Annotated in this window: 21 protein-coding genes; 6 read left to right on the plus strand and 15 right to left on the minus strand. The window is 72.1% G+C overall.

Annotated elements, in window-relative coordinates; all coding sequences use genetic code 11:
* Positions 1-2 precede the first annotated feature (2 nt).
* The 9 genes from ACZ63F_RS13235 to ACZ63F_RS13275 all read right to left on the minus strand — a co-directional run bounded on the left by ACZ63F_RS13235 (position 3) and on the right by ACZ63F_RS13275 (position 10,636).
* Positions 3-1,043 carry a glutamate ABC transporter substrate-binding protein gene (locus tag ACZ63F_RS13235; protein WP_469711370.1) on the minus strand — a complete coding sequence of 347 codons (1,041 nt, stop codon included), beginning with the start codon at positions 1,041-1,043 and terminating at the stop codon, positions 3-5.
* A gap of 14 nt (positions 1,044-1,057) precedes the next feature.
* Positions 1,058-2,470, minus strand: coding sequence for a hypothetical protein (locus tag ACZ63F_RS13240; RefSeq protein ID WP_469710641.1), 1,413 nt, complete (start codon positions 2,468-2,470; stop codon positions 1,058-1,060).
* 337 nt (positions 2,471-2,807) lie between these two features.
* Positions 2,808-3,779, minus strand: a complete 972-nt coding sequence (locus ACZ63F_RS13245; RefSeq protein ID WP_469710643.1) for an N-acetylglucosamine kinase — start codon at positions 3,777-3,779, stop codon at positions 2,808-2,810.
* Positions 3,770-5,038: a 6-phospho-beta-glucosidase gene (locus ACZ63F_RS13250; RefSeq protein ID WP_469710645.1), complete on the minus strand. Its 1,269-nt coding sequence runs from the start codon at positions 5,036-5,038 to the stop codon at positions 3,770-3,772. The genes ACZ63F_RS13245 and ACZ63F_RS13250 overlap by 10 nt, the downstream gene beginning before the upstream one ends.
* A gap of 7 nt (positions 5,039-5,045) precedes the next feature.
* Complete coding sequence (locus tag ACZ63F_RS13255) at positions 5,046-5,939, minus strand: carbohydrate ABC transporter permease (RefSeq protein WP_451018987.1); 894 nt, start codon at positions 5,937-5,939, stop codon at positions 5,046-5,048.
* Between the two features lie 2 nt (positions 5,940-5,941).
* Positions 5,942-6,883 (minus strand): carbohydrate ABC transporter permease, encoded by a 942-nt coding sequence (locus ACZ63F_RS13260; RefSeq protein ID WP_469710649.1) that lies wholly within the window; start codon positions 6,881-6,883, stop codon positions 5,942-5,944.
* Between the two features lie 2 nt (positions 6,884-6,885).
* The gene (locus ACZ63F_RS13265; protein WP_469710651.1) at positions 6,886-8,229 is read right to left on the minus strand and encodes an ABC transporter substrate-binding protein; all 1,344 of its coding nucleotides are present in this window, start codon (positions 8,227-8,229) and stop codon (positions 6,886-6,888) included.
* A gap of 66 nt (positions 8,230-8,295) precedes the next feature.
* Positions 8,296-9,507: an ROK family transcriptional regulator gene (locus ACZ63F_RS13270; protein WP_469710653.1), complete on the minus strand. Its 1,212-nt coding sequence runs from the start codon at positions 9,505-9,507 to the stop codon at positions 8,296-8,298.
* Between the two features lie 301 nt (positions 9,508-9,808).
* Positions 9,809-10,636: a hypothetical protein gene (locus ACZ63F_RS13275; protein WP_469710655.1), complete on the minus strand. Its 828-nt coding sequence runs from the start codon at positions 10,634-10,636 to the stop codon at positions 9,809-9,811.
* A gap of 248 nt (positions 10,637-10,884) precedes the next feature.
* Here ACZ63F_RS13275 and ACZ63F_RS13280 point away from each other — a divergent pair, with 248 nt between their 5' ends.
* Positions 10,885-11,421, plus strand: coding sequence for a hypothetical protein (locus ACZ63F_RS13280; RefSeq protein WP_469710658.1), 537 nt, complete (start codon positions 10,885-10,887; stop codon positions 11,419-11,421).
* Positions 11,422-11,433: 12 nt separating this feature from the next.
* Here ACZ63F_RS13280 and ACZ63F_RS13285 read toward each other — a convergent pair whose 3' ends face one another.
* Both ACZ63F_RS13285 and ACZ63F_RS13290 read right to left on the minus strand, forming a co-directional pair.
* Positions 11,434-12,054 (minus strand): Uma2 family endonuclease, encoded by a 621-nt coding sequence (locus tag ACZ63F_RS13285; protein WP_469710660.1) that lies wholly within the window; start codon positions 12,052-12,054, stop codon positions 11,434-11,436.
* A gap of 133 nt (positions 12,055-12,187) precedes the next feature.
* On the minus strand, positions 12,188-13,291 hold the full coding sequence (locus ACZ63F_RS13290) for a mechanosensitive ion channel family protein (RefSeq protein ID WP_469710662.1): 1,104 nt from the start codon (positions 13,289-13,291) through the stop codon (positions 12,188-12,190).
* Positions 13,292-13,643: 352 nt separating this feature from the next.
* On the opposite strand from ACZ63F_RS13290, the gene ACZ63F_RS13295 reads away from it, so the two are divergent.
* On the plus strand, positions 13,644-14,180 hold the full coding sequence (locus ACZ63F_RS13295; RefSeq protein WP_181805740.1) for an HNH endonuclease: 537 nt from the start codon (positions 13,644-13,646) through the stop codon (positions 14,178-14,180).
* 83 nt (positions 14,181-14,263) lie between these two features.
* Here ACZ63F_RS13295 and ACZ63F_RS13300 read toward each other — a convergent pair whose 3' ends face one another.
* From ACZ63F_RS13300 to ACZ63F_RS13310, 3 genes are read right to left on the minus strand one after another with little or no spacing between them, the layout of a single operon-like run.
* Entirely contained in the window at positions 14,264-15,628 is a 1,365-nt protein-coding gene (locus ACZ63F_RS13300; protein WP_469710664.1) for an ABC transporter permease, read from the minus strand.
* Positions 15,625-16,323, minus strand: coding sequence for an ABC transporter ATP-binding protein (locus tag ACZ63F_RS13305; RefSeq protein WP_469710666.1), 699 nt, complete (start codon positions 16,321-16,323; stop codon positions 15,625-15,627). Before ACZ63F_RS13305 ends, ACZ63F_RS13300 begins: the two co-directional genes overlap by 4 nt.
* On the minus strand, positions 16,320-16,853 hold the full coding sequence (locus tag ACZ63F_RS13310) for a PadR family transcriptional regulator (protein ID WP_469710668.1): 534 nt from the start codon (positions 16,851-16,853) through the stop codon (positions 16,320-16,322). Before ACZ63F_RS13310 ends, ACZ63F_RS13305 begins: the two co-directional genes overlap by 4 nt.
* A 131-nt stretch (positions 16,854-16,984) precedes the next feature.
* On the opposite strand from ACZ63F_RS13310, the gene ACZ63F_RS13315 reads away from it, so the two are divergent.
* The 3 genes from ACZ63F_RS13315 (at position 16,985) to ACZ63F_RS13325 (ending at position 20,354) form a co-directional block, all read left to right on the plus strand.
* Positions 16,985-17,194 (plus strand): hypothetical protein, encoded by a 210-nt coding sequence (locus ACZ63F_RS13315; RefSeq protein WP_469710670.1) that lies wholly within the window; start codon positions 16,985-16,987, stop codon positions 17,192-17,194.
* Positions 17,195-19,240 (plus strand): 4-alpha-glucanotransferase, encoded by a 2,046-nt coding sequence (gene malQ / locus ACZ63F_RS13320; RefSeq protein ID WP_469710672.1) that lies wholly within the window; start codon positions 17,195-17,197, stop codon positions 19,238-19,240.
* Between the two features lie 70 nt (positions 19,241-19,310).
* Positions 19,311-20,354, plus strand: coding sequence for a helix-turn-helix transcriptional regulator (locus ACZ63F_RS13325; RefSeq protein WP_469710673.1), 1,044 nt, complete (start codon positions 19,311-19,313; stop codon positions 20,352-20,354).
* On the opposite strand, the gene ACZ63F_RS13330 is transcribed toward ACZ63F_RS13325, so the two are convergent.
* Positions 20,345-21,322: an SDR family oxidoreductase gene (locus tag ACZ63F_RS13330; RefSeq protein ID WP_469710676.1), complete on the minus strand. Its 978-nt coding sequence runs from the start codon at positions 21,320-21,322 to the stop codon at positions 20,345-20,347. The two genes, ACZ63F_RS13325 and ACZ63F_RS13330, sit on opposite strands and share 10 nt — an antisense overlap.
* Positions 21,323-21,455: 133 nt before the next feature.
* Between ACZ63F_RS13330 and ACZ63F_RS13335 the strand changes: the two genes are divergently transcribed.
* Complete coding sequence (locus ACZ63F_RS13335) at positions 21,456-21,707, plus strand: hypothetical protein (RefSeq protein ID WP_293992389.1); 252 nt, start codon at positions 21,456-21,458, stop codon at positions 21,705-21,707.
* The last annotated feature ends 143 nt before the right edge of the window (positions 21,708-21,850 follow it).

Raw genomic sequence — 21,850 nt, forward strand, 5'->3', positions numbered from 1 at the left:
GGTCAGCTGGTGCGCAGGTACTGCGGCGCGGGTGGCTTCGACGCCGTCGAGTCCGCTCCCAGTGTCGCCGACAACCACTTGTCGTACGACGCCTGCCAGCCGTCGGACCGGTACTCCACCAGGATCTGGTTGACCCGGCGGACCAGATCGGTCGCGTCCTTCTTCATCGCCACCCCGTAGTACTCGGTCGTGAAGGCGGCGCCCTTGAGCTCGACCGTCGGGTCCTGGGCGGCCTGGCTGGCGGCCAGCGCGCCGTCGGTGACCACCGCGTCGACCTCGCCGAGCTGGAGCCGCACCAGGCAGTCGAGCTGGTTGGGGACGGTGGTGGAGATGTCCGCCGAGGCGGGGAGCTTGCCGGACTTCCTGTCGTCACTCAGCTTGGTGTACGCCGTCGAACCGGCCGCCGTGCAGATCCTCTTGTGCGCCAGCGAGCCGTTGTACCCCGTGATCGACGACGACTTGGGGGCGAGGACCTGCTGCCCGGTCTTGAAGTACGGCGCGGAGAACGCGACGTCCTTCAGCCGGTCGCAGTTGATGGTCATCGTGCGCACCACCATGTCCACCCGGCCGTCCTGGATCGCCGGTATCCGCTGGCTCGTCGGAATCGCCTTGAACTGCACCGCGTTCGGGTCGCCGAGGATGTCCTGGGCGATCCGGTGCACCAGGTCGATGTCGAAGCCCTCCAGCTCCGCGTCCGAGGTGTTCGGGTTGCGGTAGCCCCAGCGGTAGCTGTTCTGGTCGACGCCGACGACCAGCTTCCGCTTGGCGCCGGTACGGGCCTTGATGGCGTCGATCGTGGACCCGTCCGCGCCCGACGGCGACCAGGTCTCGTCCTGCGCCCGGGAGTCCACGCACGTGTCGGCCTTCGCCGGGCTGCCGGTGGCCAGTCCCGGACCGCCGAGCCCCACGCCCTGGCCGCCCGCACCGCGGGACTGGGTGAGCGGCAGCAGCAGGACGAACGCCAGCGCGAGGACGCAGCCGACCGCCATCGCGCCCACCCCGCCCCAGCCGCGCAGGGAGACCCTCATCCGCCGCACGAACATCGCCACGCCCCCTCTCACCGGTACTCCGAAAGCCTGCGCCCGATGCCGAACAGCGCGCCGGCCGCCGCCGCGACTCCCAGCATGGCGGCACCGATCGGCAGCCCGGACATGGCGTCCCGCCCGTCGGTGGCCTGCTCCTTGAACTCGGCCTCTTCATGGGCCAGCGCGGTCTTCAGGTTCGTGTCGACGCTGTCGAAGCACTCGGCGGTCGCGCCCTTCGCGCCGATCACGCTGTCCAGCGCCGCCTGGTAGTCGCCGTTCTCGTCCTCGGTGCGGGCGGCGGCGTGCCGCTGCTTCCACACCTTCATGTTCCCCTCGGCCGCCACCACCGGCTTGCTGCCGGCCGTGTCGTCCGCGAGCGCCGCGGCCTCGGTGAGGCCCTTGCCGAGCGCGTCCATGTCCTTGTCGAAGTCGTAGTAGTACGCGTCGTACGTCTGCCCGCCGACCGTGACCGTCTCGGCGCCGCGCGCCACCAGGCTCAGGTTCTCGTTCCCGCGGGCCTTCAGGGAGGCGATCCGGGCGTCGTGCAGGACGTTCAGCGAGCGGACGCCGTGGTCGTAGGAGCCGTCCAGGCCGGACCGGGCCACGGTGTGGCCGACGACCAGCCACAGCAGCGTGACGACCGTGGCCGCGGAGGCCGCGACCAGGCCGTGGTTGAGCAGGCGGTTGGTCCTGCGGTAGTGGCGCAGCTGGGCCCAGGCGAGCGCGGCGAGCGCGAGGAGGCCGAGCACGATCGCCGCCCAGGGGTACGGCGTCGCGTCCGAGTAGTCGGAGGCGAGGCGCGCGTTCTCCTTCGTGTAGAGGTCCTCCGCCGCCGGGAGCATCTCCTGCTCCATCTTCTCGTTCGCGTACCGCAGATAGGCCCCGCCGACCGGGTAGCCCTGCCGGTTGTACACCCGGGCCCGCTCCACCAGCCCCTTGTACTCCGGCAGCAGCGTGTTCAGCTTCGCCACGGCCGCCTCGGAGGGCGAGCCGGGCTCGGAGTTGGCGGCGGCGGTGACCAGCTTGGCGGCGGCGGTCCGGATGTCCTGCTCGTACCGCGCGCGGGAGGCGGGCGTCTCCTGACCGCCCGCCAGGAAGCCGCTGGAGGCCGCGGTGTTGGCGTCGGCCAGCGAACGGTAGATGTCGGCCGCGCCCGAACTCAGCGGCTGGCTGCGGTGCAGGACGTCGTCGGCGGCGGCCGCGCGGTCGGTCATCTGCCAGGCGGTGACGGCTCCGAAGGCGACGATCAGCGCGGCGAGGACGGCGCCGATGACGCGGAGCCGGCCGGGTTCGGTGGTGGCGGCGGCACGGAGCCGGTCGACGCCTTCCGCGAACGCGGAGCGGCGAGGAGGTGTGGGGGTGCCGGGGCGCGTCCGCTGGGTGGGCAGGGCCGTGCTGGTGCCGGTGCCCGGCGGTGCCGCGCTCTTCGTCGGCGGGTGTGTCACGTGACCTCCCCCATGGTCATCCGGTCGCCGCCCAGTATCGCCGCCCGGACCGACGATCCGCACCGGCCTTCACTGGATCTTGATCGGATCGCAGCGGAACCCCTGCCCATGAATACGCCGGGGGGATCGGTTCGGTTCCGGAGGGGTGGTGACGGTGCGTTCCGGGGCGCGGGTGGGTGGGGGTTGCTCGCGCAGTTCCCCGCGCCCCTGAAGGGGCGCTGCCCCAGCTGCATCCATCCAGCCGCGGGCAGTCGTGCCGCTGGGGGCGGCACGGGTGGGCGCGGGCGGCACCCTGCCAGCGCCGGTAAGCGTCCCCCCCCCCGACCCCCACCCCGGGTCACCCCTCGAAGTACGCCCGCACCCTCTCCTGGACGGCCACCCCCGCCCCGACCACGTCCAGCCCCAGCAGCGCAGCGCCCAGCACCGGTCGCGCCGTCACCACCCGCGGCACCGCCTTCGGTGCCCGCGCCGCCAGCAACTCGCGCACCCCGTCGTCGAGTTGCGGATGCCCGCCCGCCAGCACCCCGCCCCCCAGCAGCACCGGCGTCTCCTCGTCCAGCAGATCGAGGCGGGTCAGCGCGACCACCGCCATCGCCACCACCTCCTGCGCCAGCCGGTCCACCACCGCCCGCGCGACCGGGTCGCCGTCGGCCGCCGTCGCGAACAGCACCGGCGTCAGCTCGTGCCGCCGGGCGGGCTCGACCTCCTCCCGGTGCAGCGCCTCGATCAGCGCGAGCATGCTGTCGTACCCGAAGTACGCCGGGAGCGCCCGGGCCAGCGCCGTACCCTCCCCGCGGCCGTCCTCAGCGCGTGCCGCGTACCACAGGGCCTCCTCCGCCAGCCCCCAACCGCCGCCCCAGTCACCGGAGATGCGGCCGATGGCGGGGAAGCGCGCGGTGCGGCCGTCGGGACGCATGCCGACGCAGTTGATGCCGGCGCCGCACACGACGGCGACCCCGCGCGGCTCGGTGACCCCGGCCCGCAGGATCGCGAAGGTGTCGTTGCGGACCGCCACCGTCGCCCCCCACGCGCGCGTGGCCAGCGCGGCGGCCAACTGCTCCTCCTCGAAGGGGAAGTCGGCGTTGGCCAGGCACGCCGAGACGTGAGCGGCCGAGGTGACCCCGGCGGCGCCGTACGCCTCGGCGACCGCCGCGGCCACCTCGTCCACGGCCTGCTCCACGCCCACCACCGGCGGCCGGAAGCCGCCGGCCCGGGCCGTGGCGAGGACCTCGCCGTCCGCCGCCACCACCGCGACGTCGGTCTTGCTGTTGCCCGCGTCGATGGCGAGGACACTTGCGGTCAGGCCCACGCGAGGTGCTCCCGGTTGTGCGCGATCAGTCGGTCGGTCAGGGCGTCGGCGTACTCGTACTGGCCGATCAGGGGATGGGCGAGCAGCGCGCGGAAGACGCGGTCCCGGCCGCCGCGCAGGGCCGCCTCCAGAGCCAGCTCCTCGTAGGCCGTCACGTTCGCGACGAGCCCGGCGAAGAGCGGGTCGACGTCCGGGACGGGCAGCGGCACCGGGCCGTTCGCGCCCACGGCCGCCTGGACCTCGATCACCGCGTCGTCGGGGAGGAAGGGCAGCGTGCCCCCGTTGTAGGTGTTGACCACCTGGTAGGGGTTCCCGGCGCCGCCGAGCAGTGCCGCGGCCAGGTCGACCGCCGCCTCCGAGTAGTAGGCACCGCCCCGCCTGGCGAGCAGCTCCGGCTTCTCGTCCAGGGCCGGGTCGCCGTACATCTCCAGCAACTGCTTCTCCATCGCGGCGACTTCCTCTGCCCGGGACGGCTTGGTGCGCAGCTCCCGGACCACCTCGTCGTGCGCGTAGTAGTACCGCAGGTAGTAGGAGGGGATCACGCCGCCGAGGCGGTCGAGGAGGGCCGGGGGCAGTTTCAGGTCGGCGGCGATCGTGTCGCCGTGCTCCCCGAGCAGCTTGGGCAGGACGTTCTCGCCCTCGGGACCGCCGAGGCGGACCGCCGTCTCCCAGGTGAGGTGGTTGAGGCCGACGTGGTCCAGGTGGATCTCGGAGGGTGTGACACCGAGCAGGTTCGCGAACTTCCGCTGGAAGCCGATCGCCACGTTGCACAGGCCGACCGCCTTGTGGCCGGCCTGGAGCAGGGCGCGGGTCACGATCCCCACCGGGTTGGTGAAGTCGATGATCCAGGCGTTCGGGTTGGTGCGGCGGACGCGTTCGGCGATGTCCAGGACGACGGGGACCGTGCGCAGGGCCTTGGCGAGGCCGCCGGCGCCGGTGGTCTCCTGGCCGATGCAGCCGCACTCCAGCGGCCATGTCTCGTCCTGCTGCCTGGCCGCCTGGCCGCCGACGCGCAGCTGGAGCAGGACCGCGTCGGCGCCCTCGACGCCCGCGTCCAGGTCGGAGGTGGTGACGATCCGGCCTCCGTGGCCCTGCCTGGCGAAGATCCGGCGGGCCAGTCCGCCCACCAGTTCCAGGCGGTCTGCGGCCGGGTCCACCAGGACCAGTTCCTCGATGGGCAGGGTGTCCCGCAGGCGGGCGAAACCGTCGATGAGTTCGGGGGTGTAGGTCGAGCCTCCGCCGACCACAGTGAGCTTCATGAATGGGTTAACCCTTCACTCCGGTGAGCGTGACGCCCTCGACGAACGCCTTCTGGGCGAAGAAGAAGACGAGGATCACGGGGGCCATGACCAGCACGGTCGCGGCCATGGTCAGGTTCCAGTCGGTGTGGTGCATGCCCTTGAACGACTCCAGGCCGTAGGAGAGGGTCCAGGCGCCCGGGTTCTCCGAGGCGTAGATCTGGGGGCCGAAGTAGTCGTTCCAGGCGTAGAAGAACTGGAAGAGGGCGACGGCGGCGATGCCCGGCCTGGCCATCGGGATGACCACCCTGAGCAGGGTCCTGAGGTCCCCGCAGCCGTCCACCTTCGCGGCGTCCAGGTACTCGTTCGGAATCGTCATCAGGAACTGGCGCAGCAGGAAGATGGAGAACGCGTCGCCGAACGCCATCGGCACGATCAGCGGCCACAGGGTGCCGGAGAGGTCCAGCTGCTTCGCCCAGAAGAGGTACATCGGGATGATGACGACCTGCGGTGGCAGCATCATCATCGAGATCACCAGCATCAGGGACAGGTTGCGGCCGCGGAAGCGGAACTTGGCGAGCGCGTACGCCACCGGCAGCGAGGACACGACGGTCAGGACGGTGCCCAGGCCGGCGTAGATCAGGGTGTTCTTCCACCAGGTCAGGAAGCCCGGGGTGTCGAACACCTTTTTGTAGTTGCCCCACTCCCAGGTGTGCGGGATCAGGTCCCGGCTCAGCGCCTGGCTGTCGCTCATCAGCGAGGTCAGGAACACGAACACGAAGGGGAGGGTGAAGAACAGGGCGGCGGCGACGCCGAGCGAGTGGACCGCCACCCAGTTCAGCAACGCCTTCCGCCGGGCCGTGCGTTCGGCCTCCGACACCGGGGCCTTCAGCTCGGCCGGCCGGTCCAGCACTTGGGTCATCGTCAGTCACCTGCCTGGATGAGACCGCCCCGGCGCCGCATCAGGAACGCGGTGAACACCATGGACAGGACGAAGAGCACGAGGGCGACGACACACGCGGAGCCGTAGTCGAAGCGCTGGAAGCCGAGGTTGTAGACCAGTTGCGGGAGGGTGAGCGTCGACTTCTCGGGATAGCCGGGCTCGAACTGGGTGCCCGCACCCTGGATCACGCCCGAGGCGACCTTTCCGGCGATCAGTGGCTGCGTGTAGTACTGCATCGTCTGGATGACCCCGGTGACGACCGCGAACATCACGATGGGCGAGATGTTCGGGAGCGTGACGTACCGGAAGCGCTGCCAGGCGGAGGCGCCGTCCAGTTCCGCCGCCTCGTACTGCTCCGTCGGCACGTCGAGCAGCGCGGCCATGAAGATGACCATCAGGTCGCCGACGCCCCACAGGGCCAGCAGGGTCAGGGCCGGCTTGGACCAGGTCGGGTCGTTGAACCAGCCGGGCGCCGGGATGCCGACCTTCTCCAGGATCGAGTTGACCGGCCCGGTGCCGGGGTTGAGCAGGAACGCGAACGCCATGGTCGCCGCGACCGGCGGGGCGAGGTAGGGCAGGTAGAAGAGGGTGCGGAAGACCCCCGTACCCGTCTTGATCTTCGTGATGAGCATGCCGACGCCGAGGCCGAAGACGACCCGGAGCGAGACCATCACGACCACCAGCCACAGGGTGTTGCGCAGCGCGGGCCAGAAGTACGGGTAGTGCTCGAAGACGTACGTCCAGTTCTTCGTGCCGGTCCACGTCGGCGCCTTGAAGCCGTCGTAGTGCATGAAGGAGAAATAGACCGTGGAGATCAGCGGGTACGCGAAGAACACCGCGAAACCGATCAGCCAGGGCGACATGAAAGCGACCGTGCGAAGCGCCGACCGGCGGCGCTTCGACGCCAACGTGATGGTGCTCATCGCTACTTGGCCTGCGCGATGTCCGTGTCGATCTGCTTGGCCGTGGCCTCCAGACCGGACTTGAGGTCCTTGACCTTGCCGCTCTCGTAGTCGTACCCGAAGTTCTGGATGGTCGCCAGGTACACACCGCCGTTGATGGAGGCCGGCGACGTCGTGGAGTCCGGGTTGGCGGCGATGTCCAGGAAGGTCTTGAAGCGCGGGTCGTACTGCAGCTTCGGCGACTTCAGCGCGGCCAGCGTGGAGGGCACGTTGTGGATGGCGTTGGAGAAGCCCACCACCGCGTCCGTGTCCGTGGTGATGTACTTGACGAACTCCCAGGCCGCGTTCTGCTTCTTGCTGGTGGCGGCGATACCGGCGATCGTGCCGGTGATGTAGCCCTTGCCGTACTGCGCGACCTGGTCGTCAGGGACGGGCAGCGGGGCGACCCCGATGTCGAACTTCGTCTTGGCGTCCAGGGCCATGCCGAGCCGCCACTCGCCGTCGAGCTGCATGGCGACCTGACCGGTCTGGAAGGGGTGCTTGTCGCCCCACTCGTCGCCGAGCGTCGCCCGGTACTTCTCCAGCTTCTGGAATCCGCCGAGTTCGTCGACGAGGTCCTTCTGAAGCGTGAACGCCTCGGTGAAGGCGGGGTCCTTGGCGATGTTCGACTTGCCGTCGGAGGTGAAGTACGTCGGCGAGAACTGCGCCGCGTAGTGCTCGGTCGTGGTCTCCCAGCCGTGGTAGTCCGGCATGAAACCGAGCTGCTTGTAGCTGTCGCCCTGGTTGATCGTCAGCTTCTTGGCGTCCGCCTTGAACTCGGTCCAGGTCTTCGGCGGGGCGGCGATGCCGGCCTTCTGGAACGCCGTCTTGTTGTAGTAGAGGCCGTACGCGTCACCGAGCAGCGGCGCCGTGCAGCGGTTGCCGTCGTACTGGGTGTACTCGTTCATCGCCTTCGGGAACGTCGTCTCCGGGTCGATGCCGGACTTCTTGAAGAACGGGTTGAGGTCGACCAGCGCGCCCGAGGAGCAGAACTTGCCCACGTTGTTGGTGGTGAACGACGAGATGACGTCCGGGGCCTTGTCGCCGCCGCTGCGCAGCGCCTGGTTGATCTTGTCGTCGGTCATGTTGCTGACGACGTTGACGTGGATGTTGGGGTGCGCCTTCTCGAAGCCGGCGATCAGCGCGTTGACCGCCTTCACCTCGTTCGGGGCGCTCCAGGCGTGCCAGAAGTTGATGGTGGTGTTCGCGGAGGCGTCGTCGTCGGCTCCGGAGGAGGACTGCCCGGTACAGGCGGTGAGCAGGGCCAGCGAACTGGCCGCCGCGGTCAGGGCAAAAGCCGTCTTTCGGGCAGCGGAGGGTATGGGCATGGCGAGATCTCCCGGGGCGGGCGGTGAGCGTGGGAAGGACTGGCTGTGCGGGGGTCTGAGGTGGACTCAGCGCGAGGTGTCGAAGACCTCGTCGCGGGTGGTCGCGAGCGCGCTCTCCAGCGCGCCGCGGAGCACGGGGTGTTCACGGACGTCGCCGACGACGAGCCGCGGCCGGGCGGCCGCCAGCTCCTCCAGTTCGGCCTGGACGAGGGCGCGCAGCACCTCGCCGCCGGCGGTCAGGGCGGTGCCGCTGAGGACGACGAGTTCGGGGTCGAGGACGGAGACGAGGGAGGCGAGACCGGTGGCGAGCCGGGTCGCGTAGGTCCGCAGCAGCTGGTGGTAGGGGCCGGTGGCGTGGTCGGCGGCGCGTGCGACGAGCTCCGCGGCCACCTCGTCGTACGGTCCGGTCGGCAGGTCCTCGATGCCCAGCTCGCGCGCCAGCCGGGGCACCGCCTGCGAACCGGCGAGTTCCTGGTAGCCGCCGCTGTTGGCCTTGGTGACCTGGCGGACCAGCGGGGTGCCCGGCACCGGCAGGAAGCCGACCTCGCCGGCGCCGCCGGTCCAGCCGCGGTGCAGCCGGCCGCCGAGCACCAGGGCGGCGCCGAGGCCCTCCTGGCTCCACAGCAGCACGAAGTCGCCGTGGCCGCGGGCCGCCCCGAGCCGCTGTTCGGCGATGGCGGCGAGGTTGACGTCGTTCTCGTACTCGACCGGCATCGGCAGCGCGGCGGCGAGCTCGTCGAGCAGGGTGGGGGAGTGCCAGCCGGGCAGGTGCGAGGCGTACCGCAGCCGGCCGGTGTTCGGGTCGAAGGCGCCCGGCGTGCCGACGACGACCCGGTGGACGTCGTCCCGGGCCAGTCCGGCCGCCTTCACGGCGCCGTCCAGGGCGTCGGTGACCTGCCGGACGACGGACTGGGCGGGGCGGCGGCCGGGGGTCGGCAGCTCGTACTCGCCGACGGTACGGCCGGTGACGTCGGCGACGGCGGCCCGGATCCGGCCCGGGTTCACGTCGAGCCCGGCCGCGTGGGCGGCGCGCGGGTTCACCGAGTACAGCTGGGCGTTGGGGCCCGGCCGGCCCTCGCTGGTGCCGGTCGCCAGCACCAGCCCGGCCGCCTCCAGGCGGGCCAGCAGCTGGGAGGCGGTCGGCTTGGAGAGGCCGGTCAGCTTGCCGATCCGGGTGCGCGAGAGCGGGCCGTGCTCCAGCAGCAGGTCCAGTGCGGCGCGGTCGTTCATGGCGCGCAGGACGCGCGGGGTGCCCGGCGTACCGGCGGTTCCTGCCATGGGGTTCGACACCTGCCTTTCCAGCCGCTCAGTTTCCCAGTGATCAGGGCGATCGGTCCACCCGGGCGACCCGCTCGAACGGTCCATCCGTTGATCACTGTTAGGAAAGTTTCCTGTTGGCTGGAAAACGTAGGCCGCCGGAAGGAGAGCGTCAATAGCCCGCCGGGGCGGCAACCCAGTCGTTACCTGCGCTTGGGCAGGCGAAGGGTCGCGCGGAGGGGTCCGCGAAAGGCCGTGCGAAGGGCCCGCCCGGAGATCCGGACGGGCCCTGCGGTGTCGGAGCGGCCTGAGTGCGGGACCGTTACTTCACCTTGATGTAGTCGCCGGTGGCCGTCGCCGCCGCGGTGGTCGTCGTACCCGCGAAGACGTAGCGGTAGTAGCCGCTCTTCGACGCCTTCACCGTGGTGGACAGCGCGCCGCCGGTGCCGGAGGTGATCGTCTTCACGTTCGTGTAGGTCGTGCCGCCCTCGATGCGGAACTGCAGGACGGCCTTCTGCCCCGAGTAGCCCTTGTACGACGAGGAGTCCCAGTCCGCCCGGGTCAGCTTGCCCTTGACGGTGATCGTCTTCCCCTTGGCCACCGGCTCCGGCGAGGCGTCGGCGGTCAGCTTGGCGGCGCGCTGCAGCTTCGCGGTGGCGAGGTTGCCCCACATGGCCACGTCGGACTCGGAGCTGAGGAAGTCGTCCGAGACGGTGCCCTCGAAGTGGGCGTACAGGCCCGCGGCCTTCCAGGTGGTGGCGTCCGCGGCCTCGTACAGGGAGTCGCCCGGAGCGACCGGGATGGTCTCGGTGCAGCTCTCGGTGACCGTGGTGTCCGTGGTGGCGGTCGTCGTGCAGACGGGCATGGTCTCCGGGTCCAGCTCGTTGTCGAGCGTCCGCAGCGTGCCGCGGTAGAGGACCACCGCGGCGAACGTCTTCTTGTTGTCGACGACCAGGTCGGCGGGCCGGGTCAGGGTGTACGTCACCGGCACGTTCACCGTCTTGGCGGTGCCGACGACGATCGCCTTGCCCTTGTTCACGGTCACGCCGGAGAAGACCAGGTTCGGAGTGGCCGCGGAGGCGGCGGGCGCCGCGATGCCGGCCAGGGCCAGGGCGCCGGACAGAGCGGCGCCTATGGCGAGCTTTCTCATTTTCCCCACCTTCGAGACGGGCCCCCGGGCGACGTCGCGCTCCAGAACAAGGGCCCGCCGAGGGCTGACCATAGATCATCGCGGGTGCGGGGAGAATGCGGGGGGCCTGTGAAGAGCGTCTGAATCCGGCCGGTGGCCGGTTTGTGATCACGGCTGTGTCACGATCTTCGCCGCCCCTGGTCAAGCAGGCCCTTCGTACGGCTTGCTGCTCTTGGACCCGACACCGACCCGGAGAACGGCGGCTGGACATGACCCCGCGAAGAGGGCTGTTCGTACGGCTGCTGCGCAGCACCTTCGCCGACTTCGCGGCCCTGACGATCATCGTGTGCGGCATCGCCTTCGTCGACGACGGCATCGCCTGGCGGGCCCTGGGCGAGGCGGCCCGGATCGTGGCGGTGTGGCTGCTGCTCTCCCTGCTGTGGGCGGCCTGGCGGACCCGCTCGCTCGTGCGTGTGGCGCGCGGACTGCGCATCGAGGTCTCCACGAATGCCCTGAACGGCACCCAGACGCACACCCTCACTGACATCCCGCTCTCCCGCGTCCGCACCGAACTGGGCGTCGCCCGGCGGGCGTCCGAGGTCCGCGGCGGCAACCCCGTCGACTTCCGGTGGCGCCCGTTCCGGAACCGGGCGTCCGCCGACGGAACGGTCACCTACGTCGAGTCCACGGGGGAGACCCACGTCGAGGTCCGCGCCGGCCGGCGCCTCGGCGCCGACGTCGTTCTCTTCCGGGGCGCCGCGTTCATCGCCCTCTGCCAGATAGTGCGCACGCTCGAAGGCCGCTGAGCCGAGGGCCGCTCACTCGCCGAGGAAGGGGGCCGTGTCGAGGGTGGGGTAGGGAGCGGGAAGGGGGAGCGGGTCGCCGAGGCTCACCTTCTCGTCGGTCTTGTAGGAGGCCTCGGTGGGGTCGTCGCCGGGGAGGACGGGGTCGGTGTAGCAGTGGGCGGTCTTGGTGTGGCGGTCGATGAGGACGTAGACCGGGATGCCTGCGGCGGCGTAGGTGCGGAACTTGGGGCCGGTGTCGGTCTCGTGGTTGGTGGAGGTGACCTCGCCGACGAGGGCGATCATGTCGGCCGGATACCAGCCTTTGTGTGCTTTGCGGTACGACTCGTCGAGTTCGGTCGCCTTGCGGCGGCGGACGTAGAAGTCGGGGATGAACAGCGCCATGGTCTTGCCGTCCTTATGGGCGGCCCGGTAGCCGTTTCCCATGCCCACGAGTCGGATACCCGCTGCGCGGAACTGGAAGCCCAGCTCGAATGCGCCGTCGTTGTGGTTGTCGTTCGCCGTCGGCGGCACGATGGCCATCCCCTCGATGTACTCGGGTCGAATCGGCGCTACCGACGCCTCCTCGATCGCGATCAGCAGATCGATGGGGTCCTGCTCCGTCATGATCTTCTCCATGATCGGCTCGGCGCTCATCCCTGGTTCTCCTCACGCTGACGCCAGGCTAAGCCCGCCATGGGTGCCCCGGCAGAACGATGGGGCACCCCGGACGCCGTGAGACGCCGGACTGCCCCATCCTTCACTCGAACGAGCGTGCTGAACCGTTCCGCTACTTCCCGGCCGTCGCCGACCGCGGCGAAGAGATCGGTGCCGTCGCCGCCACCTGCGGCGAGTCCGAGTCGGCGAACACCGCCGGCGCCGCCACCCCGGCCGTGCGGTCCGGAGTCTCCTCGTCCAGGAGTACGGCCGTCTCGCCGCCCACGATGCGGATGTGTGCCGCGTCGAACGCCCGCTTGATGCGCCAGCGCAGCTCGCGCTCCACGGTCAGCGCCTTGCCCGGCATGGTCTTCGCGGAGACGCGGACCACCATCGAGTCGATGAGGACGGAGTCCAGGCCGAGCACCTCGATCGGGCTCCACAGGACCTCGTTCCAGGGCTCTTCCTTGGCCATCTTCTCGGCGACCTCGTCCAGGGTGGCCCGGACCTTGTCCAGGTCCTCGCTGGCCCGCACGGTGACGTCGACGCCCGCCGTGGCCCAGCCCTGCGAGAGGTTCCCGATGCGCTTGATCTCGCCGTTGCGGACGTACCAGATCTCGCCGCTGGCCCCGCGCAGCTTGGTCACGCGCAGTCCGACCTCGACCACCTCGCCGGAGGCCACGCCCGAGTCGATCGAGTCGCCGACGCCGTACTGGTCCTCCAGGATCATGAACACGCCGGACAGGAAGTCCGTCACCAGGTTCCGGGCGCCGAAACCGATCGCGACACCGGCGACACCGGCGGAGGCCAGCAGCGGGGCCAGGTCGATCTGGAAGCTGCTCAGCACCATCAGCGCGGCCGTGCCGAGGATCAGGAAGCTCGCCACCGACCGCAGCACCGACCCGATCGCCTGCGACCGCTGCCGCCGCCGCTCGGCGTTGACCAGCAGCCCGCCGAGGGTGGTGCCCTCCGCCGACTCGGCCGTCCGGTTCATCCGGTCGATGAACTTGGTGATCGCCCGCAGCACGACCTTTCTGAGCACCACCGCGATCACCACGACCAGCAGCACCTTCAGCCCGATCGCCAGCCACGTCGACCAGTTCTGCTCGACCCAGCTGGCCGTGTGCGCGGCGCTCTCCTGGGCGTCCTGGAGCGTGGGGACGGTCGCTGTCTCCGACTCCGAGGGAGACGGCGACGGCGACGAACCGGCGGCCAGTAGGACGGCGGGCAAGGACACGGCGGGTACCTCCAGGCGGTGCGGTACTGCCCTCCGGCACGGCGATCAGGGTCAGATACGGCGTTCCAGGTCACGGAAAGGTCACCGGACGGGCAGGACAACCACACTAACGGGGCATTGTGTGTGGGCCGGGCCGATACGAGAAGGAGAGACCGTGCTCACGCCCGCTTCTCACCACAGCTTGAACAGGGCCGCTTGAAACGGGGTGCAACCGGGGGATGAATGCGGTGTGGTCGAAAACACTCCCAGCCCGTTACCGGGAGATGGTGGCGCGTCCACCAGGCATGAGGGGAGACTGGCCACAGATCGTCCCGGCGCGAGCCACGCGCCGCCGACGCCCAAGGAGGCACCCGTGCCGCATGTCCTGGTCCTCAACGCGTCGTACGAGCCGCTCGGCGTCGTACCGCTCCGCCGCGCGCTCGTCCTCGTCCTGGAGAACAAGGCTGTCGCCTTGGAGGAATCGGGCGCCTATATGCACAGCGCAACCGTCACAGTCCCCGCACCCAGCGTGGTCCGGCTCAAGCGATTCGTACGGGTTCCCTACCGGGGGCCCGTTCCTCTCACCCGCAGGGCGCTCTTCGCGCGCGACGGGGGCCGGTGCATGTACTGCGGTGGCGTCGCAACCAGCGTCGACCACGTCATCCCGCGCAGCCGCGGGGGTCAGCACGTCTGGGACAACGTGGTGGCGTCCTGCCGCCGCTGCAACCACGTCAAGGCCGACCGCCACCTCTTCGAGATCGGCTGGCGGCTGCGGCACAAACCAGCTCCGCCCACCGGCCTGGCCTGGCGCATCATCGGGACCGGACATAGGGACCCGCGCTGGCTGCCGTACTTGCAGCCGTACGGCGCGGACGACGCCCTGGCCCGGATCGACGGCATCTCCGCCTGACGACCCGGGCCTTCGCGTACCCGGGCACGCGCGTGCTCCGGCCCCCGGGCTTCCCCCGTGCCCGGGGACCGGACACGCGTCGGTCATGCGTAGCGCAGCTCCGCCGGGTGCACCGAGCGGCGCAGCAGCGGGAGCGCGGTGGCCGCCGCCAGCAGACAGGCGCCGTAGACCGCGAGCGGAACCAGCAGGGCCGGGTAGGGCACGGTGTACCTCCCGGTGACGGAGGCGTACCAGACGCCGATCGCCACGCCGCCCGCGCCCGCCACCAGGACCGCCGGGGCCAGCGGCAGCGCCGTCTCCAGGAGCAGCGCCCGGCCGAGCACACCGCGCGGCACTCCCGCGGCGGCCTGCGCGGCGAGGCCCCGGCGCCGGGTGGCCAGCGACTCGGCGGTACCGACGGCGAGCCCGGACAGGGCGATCGCCAGGGCGACGAGGATCGCGGCAGCCGTGAGGTCAAGACCCCTCGTGTAGTACGTGAGACCCATGCCGAGCCGACCCGCCCGGTCCATGGCGTGCAGGTCCGCGAGCAGCACCTGCCGTACCCCCACGAATCCGGTGCCTACGACGGTCACCAGCAGGACGGCCGCGTGCGTGCGGGCCGCCGCCCACGGGTCGTCGCGCAGCCGTTCCGCCGCGATCAGCAGCGCCGGACGCCGCGCGCGGGCGGCGCACACCCGGCCCAGCCACCGGGACGACCAGCCCGCCAGCCACACCGCCGAGGCGCCGACCAGCAGACAGCCGGCGAAGACCGCGAGCGGGGCGAGCGCGGACCCGACGAGCGGGAACGCGAAGGGGGCGCCGACGAACGCGCTCAGCGCCGCCGGCACCGCCCACACGGCCAGCAACCCGGTCGCCACCAGGAACACCCGCCCCGGCCCCTTGGCCGGCCGCGCCCGTCGGAGCCGGCCCAGCGGCGAGACCACCGCCCGGCGCAGCGCCAGGGCGCTCACGGCCGCGCCCAGCACCGGCACCAGCACGGCCACCACGGCGATGCCGGCCCAGGCCGACGGGCCGGGACGGTGCCCCAGGCGCAGCAGGAACAGCACGGAGAACGCCGTGGCCACGGCCGAACCGGCCAGGCAGGCAGGACCCGACTCCAGCGCCGCGATCCGCCGCACCTGCGCGGGGGTGGCCCCCGCCAGCCGCAGCGCGGCCAGCCGCCGGTCGCGGTGCACCGCGCCGACCCGCGCGCACTGCCCGAGGAACCCGAACACCGGGATGAACAGCAGCATCAGCGCGGTGATCACTCCGTCGCGCGTTCCTGGCCGGTCGAGCAGTCCGGAGCCGACCGGGACGCTGTACTGCCCGTCCATCGGGACGAGGACCGCGATCACCAGCCCGATGCCCGTCGCCACCGCCGCCCCGACCGCCGTCAGCAGCACCCGCCACCACTCCCGCCGGTCCGACCCCCGCGTGAGCAGCAGCGCCAGGCGCAGGTCGGCCCTCACGCCGCCACCCCTGTCCGCGTCAGGGTCCCGTCGCCCAGCCGCACCTCGCGGTCCGCGTACGCCGCGACCTGGGCGTCGTGAGTGATCAGCAGCACGGCCGTGCCCGACTCGCGGGCCGTGTGCACCAGCGACGTCATCACCTGCTCGCTCGCCAGCGAGTCCAGCGCCCCCGTCGGCTCGTCCGCGAAGACCACCTTCGGACCGGTCACCAGCGCCCGCGCCAGGGCGGCCCGCTGCGCCTGGCCGCCGCTCATCTCGCCCGGCCGCAGCTCCTCCTGTCCGCGCACCCCGAACCGCTCCAGCCATGCGCCGGCCCGCGCCCGGGCCTCGGTGCGGGCCGCTCCGGCCAGCATCAGCGGCAGCGCCACGTTGTCGAGGGCGGTCAGTTCCGGGATCAGCTGCCCGAACTGGAAGACCACGCCGAAGTCGGAGCGCCGCAGTTCGCTCAGCCGTTTCTCCGGCAGCCGGTCGAGCCGCAGCCCGTCGTAGGCCACCGAGCCGGCGTCCGGTCGCACGATCCCGGCCAGACAGTGCAGCAGCGTGGACTTGCCGCTTCCGCTGGCCCCGGTCACGGCGAGGATCTCGCCGGCGCGCAGCTCGACACAGGCGCCGCGCAGCGCCTCGGTCCTGCCGTACGCCTTGACGAGGTCCCGGCCCGCCAGAAGCGGCGCCGAGGAGTCCCCCTTGTTGCTCATCCTGCGTCGACCTCCGCGGTCAAAGTGGTCAGCCGGTCCGCCGTGGTGTTCATCCAGCGGAGGTCGGCGTCGAGGTGGTTGAGGGCGTAGTCCGCCGAGAGCACGGTCGCCAGATCGGCGCCCCGGGCCGTCTTCACGGCCGTGAGTTCCCGCATCCGCGCCATGTGCGCGGCGCGCTGGTCGCGCAGGTAGGCGGCAGGGTCGCCACCGGCCAGGATCGAGACGACGACCTTGGCGAAGATCTCGTTCGCCACGAACGGCGCGGGCGGCGCGATCTCCCCGGCCCAGCGGACCAGTTCACGGGCCCCGTCGTCCGTCGACCGGTACAGCGTCCGCTCCGGCCCCCCGTCGGCGTCGGTCCCCTCGATCTCGGCGAGACCGTCGCGGACCAGGCGCTGCAGGGTCGTGTACACCTGCCCGTAGGCCAGCGGACGGGCCTGCGGAAAGCGTTCGTCGTGGCGCCGTTTGAGGTCGTAGCCATGGCTCGGCCCTGCCTCCAGCAGCCCCAGAAGGATGTGCCGGGTGCTCATGACGGCCATTATGCACTGGATACATGTACTGAGTGAATAGTGGGGCGCGGGGAGTGCCCTCGCACCGACGGGGTAGGCCTGCTCTGACCCGGCATACGCCGCCGTACCCGACGACAGACGAGGAGGCCGCCGTGGCCGCAACGGTTCATCATCCGATCCCGGCCCAGTTCAAACGCCCGGTGCAGACCGAGGAGGAACCCCACCTGTGCGTGTTCAGCGCCGAGAGCGCCTGCGCCGAGGCCCCGCTCACCAGCGAGCCGCCACTGCCCGACGCCGAGCCCCTCACCAGTGAGCCGCCGCTGGCCGACGCGGTGCCGCTGACCAGCGAGCCGGGGTTGTAGATGAACGAAGCCCTGGACCCGGAGCTGTGCCGGCTCGCGGAGCTGCACGGTGTCGCCACCTCCTACAGCCCCGCCCCGGACCGTACGGTCGCCGCCTCCGCCGGTGCCGTGACCGCCGCGCTGGGCGCCCTGGGCATCGACGCGAGCGGCCCCGAGGCCGTCCGCGCCGCCCTCGCCGACCGGGAACGGGAGCTCGCCGCGCGGCTGCTGCCGCCGACCCTCGTCCACTGGACGGGCACCGGCGAGATCGCCCTCGGCCTGCCCGCCGGCACCCGCCTGGAGGTGCGGACGGAGGACGGGGAGAGCCGGGAGGACGTGGCGGACCTGCCACCCGGGGTGCATCTGCTGACCGCCGCCGCGCCCGACGGCCGCGTCGCCCGCGCCCACCTGATCGTGGCCCCCGACCGGCTGCCCACACCCGCCGGCCGCTCGTACGGGATCCTCGTCCAGCTCTACTCGCTGCTGTCCCGCCGCTCCTGGGGCATGGGCGACCTGGCCGACCTGGCCGAGCTGGCCGCCTGGGCCGGACGCACCGCGGGTGCCGGGTTCGTCCAGGTCAACCCACTGCACGCGGCCGTACCCGGCGCCCCGACCGACCCGTCGCCCTACCGGCCCTCCTCTCGCCGGTTCCCCGACCCGGTGCACCTGCGGCCGGAGGCCGTACCCGAGTACACCGCGACCGGCTCCCTCGCGGACCGCGCCGGACACCTGCGCTCCGCCGTCCTCGACCAGGGCGCCCTCATCGACCGGGACGCCGTGTGGGAGCTGAAGCGGGAGGCGCTCGAGACCGCGGCCGCCGCGCCGCTCACCCCCGACCGGCAGGCCGCCTACGACGCCTTCCGCGCGGCGGAGGGGCAGGCCCTGGAGGACCACGCCACCTGGTACGCGCTCGCCGAGCTGCACGGCTCCGACTGGCACCGGTGGCCCGAGGCCCTGCGTGACCCCCGCTCGCCGGAGACCGCCCGCGCCCGCGCCGAGCTGGCCGGCCGCGTCGGCTTCCACGCCCGCCTCGCCTGGCTCACCGTCACCCAGCTCACCGCCGCCCAGCGCGCCGCCCGCGAGGCCGGGATGCCGGTCGGGATCGTGCACGACCTCGCCGTCGGCGTGCACCCCGCGGGCGCCGACGCCTGGGCCCAGCAGGACCACTTCGCCGCCGGCATGTCCGTCGGCGCCCCGCCCGACGCCTTCAACGCCCGCGGCCAGGACTGGGGCCTGCCGCCCTGGCGCCCCGACCGCCTCGCCGCCTCCGGCCACGCTCCCTTCCGGGAACTCCTGCGCGCCCTCTTCCGCTACGCCGGGGCCCTGCGCATCGACCACGTGATGGGCCTGTTCCGGCTGTGGTGGGTGCCCGAGGGCCGGCCGGCGACGGAGGGCACCTACGTCCGCTACGACGCCGAGGCCATGCTCGCCCTGCTGGCGCTGGAGGCGACCCGCGCCGGAGCGGTGGTGATCGGGGAGGACCTGGGCACGGTGGAGCCCGGGGTGCGCGAGACGCTCCAGCGGCACGGGGTGCTCGGCACGTCCGTGCTCTGGTTCGAACGGGACTGGGCGGGCGACGGCCGCCCGCTGCCCCCGGAACGCTGGCGCGCCGACTGCCTCGCCACCGCCACCACCCACGACCTGCCGCCCACCGCGGCCCGCCTCACCGGCGAGCACGTCGAACTCCGCGACCGCCTCGGGCTGCTCACCCGCCCGCTCGCCGAGGAACGGGCCGAAGCGGCGGCCGACATCACCGAGTGGCTGGCCCTGCTGACCAGCCTGGGCCTGATCGCCGCCGCCGAGTCCGGCGACGAGGAGGCCGAGATCCGTGCCGTGCACCGCTTCCTGCTCCGCACCCCGGCCCGCATGATCGGCGTCTGGCTCCCGGACACCGTCGGCGACCGCCGACCCCAGAACCTCCCCGGCACCTGGGACCAGTACCCGAACTGGCGCCTCCCGATCGCCGACACGAAGGGCCGCCCGGTCACCCTGGAGGAACTGATGGCGTCCGAGCGGGTACGGGCGCTGTTCCGGACCCTGCACACGGACGGGCCGCCCACCGCGTGACGACGGCCCGGCGTCCTGACGCCTCCCGACGCCGGGAGCCGTCAGTGCGCCGGTCGACGATCCTTGAGGCATGCGTGCCGCCCGCCTGATCCGCATGGCGCTTCTCGTCCAGTCGAGCCCCGGACTGACCGCCGACGCCCTGGCCCGGGAGCTGGACGTCTCCCGGCGCACGGTGATCCGCGACGCCCAGGCCCTGCAGGAGGCGGGCGTCCCCATCCGGTCCGAGCGCGGCCGCGCGGGCGGCTACCACCTGGCGCCCGGCCACCGCACCCGGCTCACCACGCTGCATCCCACCGAGGCGGAGACGCTCTACCTCTCCGGCCTGCCCACGGCCCTGCGCGATCTGGGCCTGTCGGACGCGGCCGACACCGCCCGGCTGAAACTGTCGGCCACCCTGCTCCCCTCGCTGCGCGCGGCGGCCGAGTCGTCGGTGCGCCGCTTCCACCTGGACGCCCCGGCCTGGTTCCGCGAGCCGTCGGCGCCGGAACTGCTCCCGGAGCTGGCCCGCGCCGTGTGGTCCGACCGCACCGTCGAACTGGACTACGCGCGACCGGGCCGGGACGGTGCGCCGCCCCGCACGGTGACCCGCCTGCTGGAGCCGTACGGGCTCGTCCTGAAAGCGGGGATCTGGTACGTCGTGGGGCGCGTCCCGGCGGAGCGGTCGACGGGCCGGGACGGCGTCTGGCGCACGTACCGCGTCGACCGGGTCACGGCACTCTCCGCCGCTCCCGGCGCCGCCGGGCCCTTCGTCCGCGACCCGTCCTTCGACCTGGCCGCGCACTGGCGGGCCCACGCGGCCGGGTTCGCCCGGGCGCTGCTGCGCACGACCGTCACCGTGCGGCTGACCGGGCCCGGCCTGCGCCGGCTGCCCGCCGTGGCGGACCCGGCGGGCGTGGCCGTCGCACTGGCGTCCGAGTCCGCGACCGCACCGGACGCCGCCGGGCGCGTCACGCTCGACCTGCCGGTGGAGTCGGAGGACGTCGCCTTCGGCCAGCTGACCGGGCTGGGCGCGGACGTGGAGGTGCTGGCCCCGGCGAGCCTGCGGGACCGCTTCCGCGAGCATGCGCGCGCCCTCGCCGCCGTCTACGCCGCCGAACCGGAGGGTCAGCGGTAGTCGTCGGGTGAGGCGGCCTTGCCGCCGTACACGACGTCCTCGAAGTACGCCAGGGCGTCCGGCCGGCTGCCGTCCACGTCCCGTACGCCGTAGGTCCGGGCGAGTTCCGCGCTGGAGGTGGACCCGCCGTTCCAGCGGGCGGCCCGGTCCGGGTCGGCGGCGAGCGCGGCGACCGCGCGGGCGAGGTAGCGGGGCGACTCGGCGATGGCGAAGTGCGGGTCCTGGGTGACCGCGTCGCGCCAGTTCTCCTCGGTCACGCCGAAATGGGCGAGCATCTGCTCCGAGCGCAGGAAGCCCGGCGTGACGGCGACCGCCGTGCCGCCGTACTCCGCCAGCTCCTGGCCGAGCCCGAAGGCGATGCGGATCGGGGCGGTCTTGGCGAGGTCGTAGTAGAGGTTCTCGCGGTACCGGCGGTTGAAGGCCGCCGTGCCGTCGGTGACCTCCACGTGCAGCGGCGCGTCCGAGCGGACCAGGAGCGGGAGGGCGAGCGCCGCGGTGATCACGTGCGAGCGCACCCCGAGGTCCAGGATGCGCAGGCCGTCGGCGAGCGGCGTCTGCCAGCTCTTCTTGCCGAAGACGGAGCCGGTGAGCAGGTGCTCGCCGCCCCAGAGGTCGTTGACGAGGATGTCGAGCCGCCCCTGTGCGCGGTCGATGCGCTCGACGAGGGCCCGGACCCGGTCCGGGTCCAGATGGTCGGTGGGGACCGCGATGCCGGTGCCGCCGGCCGCGGTGACCAGTTCCGCGGTCTCCTCGATGGTCTCCGTGGTGCGGCCGACCTCGCTGGCACGCTCGCGGGTGGTGCGGCCGGTGACGTACACGGTGGCGCCCGCGCGCCCGAGCTCCACGGCGAGGGCACGTCCGGCGCCGCGGGTGGCCCCGGCGACGAGCGCGATCCGCCCGGCGAGCGGGCCTTCCCGGCCGGTGTCCCGGGTGGTACCGGAGTCCTGCGTGCTGATGTCTTTGTCCATGGCACCACGGTGCCCGCCAATGGTGACAGTTCGTGTCACTCTTTTCCGAGGATCCTCCCGTGCCACGGGCGAGGGCGGCTTTGAGGTACCCCCGGACGCGCGTCCCCCAAGTGGGCCAGCTAACTTTGGCTTCGTGGACAAGAAGAACGCCCTGCGCGCCGGCGCCCTGGCTGCCGGTACGACGCTGATGATGCTGCTCATGTCGTCGCCCGCCCTCGCGCTCACGCGTGACGACGGTGACGACCCCGGCAAGGGCCTGAGCGTCATCCAGACGCTGGGTCTCTACGTCCTGACACCGCTGGTGCTGTTCGCGGTCATCGCGGGCCTGGTGATGGTGCTGGACAAGTCCAAGGTCCGGGTCACCAAGCCGAAGGCCAAGGCATAGGCATAGGCACAGTCCCGGGCTCCCCGCTTCACCGAGGGCGCGGGGGGGGGGGGGGGGGGGGGGGGGGGGGGGGGGGGGGGGGGGGGGGGGGGGGGGGTGGGGTTGGTGGGGGGGGGGGGTGGGGGGGGAGCTGAGGCCGACGG

The organism is Streptomyces sp. NPDC104761 (genome assembly GCF_055583445.1).